We start from the raw sequence: 3762 nt of genomic DNA, 5'->3' as shown, positions 1-3762 counted from the left end.
CGCTAGGCATATAGCCTGCGGAGCGAAAATTTTGCGAAATCTCGGAAAAGCGCTCATGAGACGAGCCGACTAAAAAGGAGAAAAAGTGAAAAAAGCGGTTTGCATAATGAGCGGCGGCATGGACAGCACGCTGTGCGCCGTCCTCGCTAAACGCGCAGGCTACGAGATCATCGCGCTGCATTTTGACTACGGGCAGCGCACGATGAAGCGTGAAAAGCTGGCGTTTGAGCAGATCTGCGAGCGTATCGGCGCGCTAAAAAAGGTAAATTTAGACGCTAGTTTTATAGCAAGTATCGGCGGCAACGCGCTAACGGACGAGAGCCTAGCCATCCGCAAAGACGGCGCCAAGCCCGACACCCCTAGCACATACGTACCGTTTCGCAACGGCATCTTTATCTCTATCGCCGCCGCACTAGCCGAAAAAGAGGGCGCGCAGGCGCTATATATCGGCATCGTCGAGGAGGACGGATCGGGCTACCCCGACTGCACGGCGGACTTCATCGCCAAGATAGAAAGCGCCGTAAACGCCGGCACTTCAAAGGATTTTAGCCTGCGTATCGTAACGCCGCTGGTAAATTTAAGCAAGGCCGACATCGTGCGAAAGTCGCTGGAGGCTGGCTCTCCGCTGGAGCTAACGTGGAGCTGCTACGAGCGCGAGGACGAGGCGTGCGGAGAGTGCGATAGCTGCCGCCTAAGACTGCGAGGATTTGAGCTGGCGGGCAAAAAAGATAGGATAAAATACGTAAATTTGAAGTAAAATTTTGGCTCGGCGCGACCAAATTTGCGCGAACCGTATCGACGTAAATTAAAAGAGCGATAAGATAAGCAAAAAGCCGATATCCGCCGTATCTGTCTCGCTACTATCGCTCATTTTGCTCGGCAAATTTGGTTGCGACGGCGGTTTTACGGATTTTGGGCGGTATGTGTTTTTGGTAATATCCACTTTTAAGAACGGAAAATAAAACGCCTGCTTTAAATTCTCTCGCATCTGCACCGCTACGCCACCCGCCTGCGCAAAGTCCGCGGTATGCCTCGCAATGGAAGCACTATTTAGACGCTTTACTTAAAACTCGCAGGGCAAGCTCTGCCGATTTACGCATTTTTCGTCAAATTTATCGGCAAATTTGCGGCTAGTAAGCAAATGGTTTTTAAAGATTAGATCAAATTTGTAGCAGATAAGGGCGAAAATACGCGCTAAATTTGAGATTATTATAAAATTTCGCCAAACAAATCAGGCTCGGGCGCGGCCAAATTTAGCATCGCCTCAAGCTCCTCTTTTTGGCATTTAACGAGAACGTAGTGAAAATTTGAAAGATTTTTCAGCTCGGCAAGATCCTTAAATCTCATCGTAGCCGCCGCGCTTCCCGCAAAATCCTCCGGCACGCAGATTTCTATGCCGCCGCTAAAATTGCGCGCTAGAAATGCCGCCTCCATATCAAAAAGCTCGTCGTCGCACTCGGCGATAAAAGCCTGAGAGCTCGCGCCAAAAGGCACGACGCGAAAATTTTTATTTATAAAAATAGGCTCAAAGTGCCCCAAATTTCGCGTGTCGCCTAGCTTAAAAGAAAAGCCCGCGCGGATCAGATACCTTAAAAGCCCGCAAAGATAGTGCGTGAAAACTTTAGGGAAATTTAAGTTTGGATAATAAACGCCCTCGCAAACGACGCTAGAGGCAAACAGCGAGCCGCCCTGCGCGCAAACCGCGTCCACGTCGCTAAAGACGGTGTCGTAAAGCGGCGCGATCTTGGATAAAATTTTAAGATCGTCTGTGAAAAACAGATCCCCCGCGCCCGCTTTCATTATCTTTATAAAAAGTCGCGTCGCATCCTCAGGCAGCAAGCTAGCTGCGTTGCCGTCAGAGTTTTTGCCTAGGCTCATGCGCGCGAGTAGGGCCTTTTGCACGGGATTAACGGAGCAAAATTTGAGATTTTTGTAGCTGGCCTCAAAGCGCATCAGCCGCATCAGCGCGGCGCTCAGGCTATCTACCTTGATAAAAGCGACTTCGGGATCTATAACCTCGCATCTTTGCTCGACGAGTACGGCATAAGCGCCGTTTGCGACGGCTGCGGCTATCTCGTCCGCGCCCGCGCCAAGCCCGATGTAGGCATAGCCTTGGCGTACGTTTTTACTCTCAAACGCAAAGCCCTCCACGGCGCTGACGCTCGGTTTATTTAGCGCTTCGCCGTTGATGAGGCGCCTTAGGTTTTCGATATTCACGCCGTTTTAGCCTATTTCTGATCCGTTTTTGACTGCAGCCATCGGTGCAATGAGGCACAGTGATCCGTCCTCTGCGCTAAGGATCATGCCCTCTGATATATGCCCGAAAATTTTAGCGGGCTTTAGGTTTGCCAGCACGCAGACCTGCTTGCCGACGAGACCCTCAGGAGCGTAAAATTTAGCAATTCCTGATAAAATTTGACGCGGCTGCTCTTCGCCCAGATCGATCTTAAATTTAAGCAGCTTCTCGCTGCCTTCGATATTTGAGCACTCAAGCACGGTGCCTACTTTTATGACGCATTTTTTAAAGTCGTCGATTTTTATCTTTGCGTCCGATTTTTCTTGCGGCGCGGCGGCGGTTTTGGCAGGTTCGCTTACGCTTGGCACCGCGGTCGCCATTAGCTCTTTTTCTATTTTTGGGAAAAGCGGCTGCGTTTTTTGCGCTTTAAAGTCCAAAATTTCGTTGTTTAAGATGATTTTTTCGTAAGTCGCCGTCGATATCTCAAAGCCAAGCGTCTGCGCGATCTTTTCGCAGGTTCTTGGCATCGCGGGACTTAACAGGACGGCCACGCGAGCCAGCAGGTTCGCGCATAGCGATACGAGCGCGTTTGCCTCGTCTTTTTTGCCGTTTTTTATTAGATTCCACGGCTCAAATTTAGCTATGCTCGCGTTTGCAAGCGTTAGCGCCTTAAAAAGCTCCTCAAGGTAGCGGTTCGTGGCGAAACTCTCTAAATTTTTGATAGCGTTTTGCAGGTATTCGTTGCCACTATCCAAAACCTCGCCGTAAAATTTGCGTAAATTTTCGCTCTTTATCTCAAAGTCCGAATATTTTTCGCTCATACCGACTATGCGGCTTAAAAGATTGCCCAGATCGTTGCTAAGCTCGGAGTTTATGCGCTCGATCATCGCTTTTTGCGAGAAGTCGCCGTCCTGCCCAAACGGCACTTCGCGTAGCATAAAGTAGCGGAAATTTTCCAGTCCGTACGCGTCTGCGACCTCGCTTGGATTGATGACGTTGCCCTTGCTTTTGCTCATCTTTTCGCCGTCTCTCGTCCACCAACCGTGAGCCGCGATGCAGCGAGGCAGCGGCAGATCAAGACTCATCAAAAACGCTGGCCAGTACACCGCATGAAAGCGCAAAATGTCCTTGCCTACGACATGCGTAGCGCCCTTCCAGTAGCGCATCTTATCGTCTCCGCGCGTGTAACCAAGCGTGCTAAGGTAGTTTATGAGCGCGTCTAGCCAGACATACATCACGTGTCTTGGCTCGTTTAGACTCGCAGGCAGTTTGATACCCCACTCAAAGCTCGTGCGCGTGATCGAGAGGTCGCGCAGGCCGCCTTTTACGAAGCTAACGACCTCGTTTTTCTTGCCGCGCGGCACGATGCAGTCCTCGTTCTCTTCGTACCATTTTAGCAGCGCGTCTTGGTATTTTGAAAGTTTGAAAAAATAGCTCTCCTCTTTCACCAAATTCGTCGGCCTACCGCAATCAGGACACCTCTCGTCCTCTAACAGCTGCGTCTGCGTAAAAAAGCTCTCGCAGCT

Annotated in this window: 4 protein-coding genes; 1 reads left to right on the top strand and 3 read right to left on the bottom strand. The window is 50.4% G+C overall.

Features of this window, described 5'->3' with window-relative positions:
* The first annotated feature begins 85 nt into the window (after positions 1 to 85).
* Positions 86 to 757 (top strand): 7-cyano-7-deazaguanine synthase QueC, encoded by a 672-nt coding sequence (gene queC, locus RYL88_RS12145; protein WP_314991628.1) that lies wholly within the window; start codon positions 86 to 88, stop codon positions 755 to 757.
* Between the two features lie 48 nt (positions 758 to 805).
* On the opposite strand, the gene RYL88_RS12140 is transcribed toward queC, so the two are convergent.
* The 3 genes from RYL88_RS12140 to metG form a co-directional block, all read right to left on the bottom strand.
* Entirely contained in the window at positions 806 to 988 is a 183-nt protein-coding gene (locus RYL88_RS12140; protein WP_314991627.1) for a hypothetical protein, read from the bottom strand.
* Positions 989 to 1209: 221 nt separating this feature from the next.
* On the bottom strand, positions 1210 to 2217 hold the full coding sequence (locus RYL88_RS12135) for a ferrochelatase (protein WP_314991625.1): 1008 nt from the start codon (positions 2215 to 2217) through the stop codon (positions 1210 to 1212).
* Positions 2218 to 2223: 6 nt separating this feature from the next.
* On the bottom strand, positions 2224 to 3762 hold a 1539-nt coding region (gene metG / locus RYL88_RS12130), incomplete at its 5' end, for a methionine--tRNA ligase (RefSeq protein WP_314991623.1).

It is taken from the genome of uncultured Campylobacter sp. (genome assembly GCF_963517995.1).
GTDB lineage: Bacteria > Campylobacterota > Campylobacteria > Campylobacterales > Campylobacteraceae > Campylobacter_A.
The sequence above is the reverse complement of the archived record's forward strand: the minus strand, read 5'-3'. Positions and strand labels throughout refer to the sequence as shown.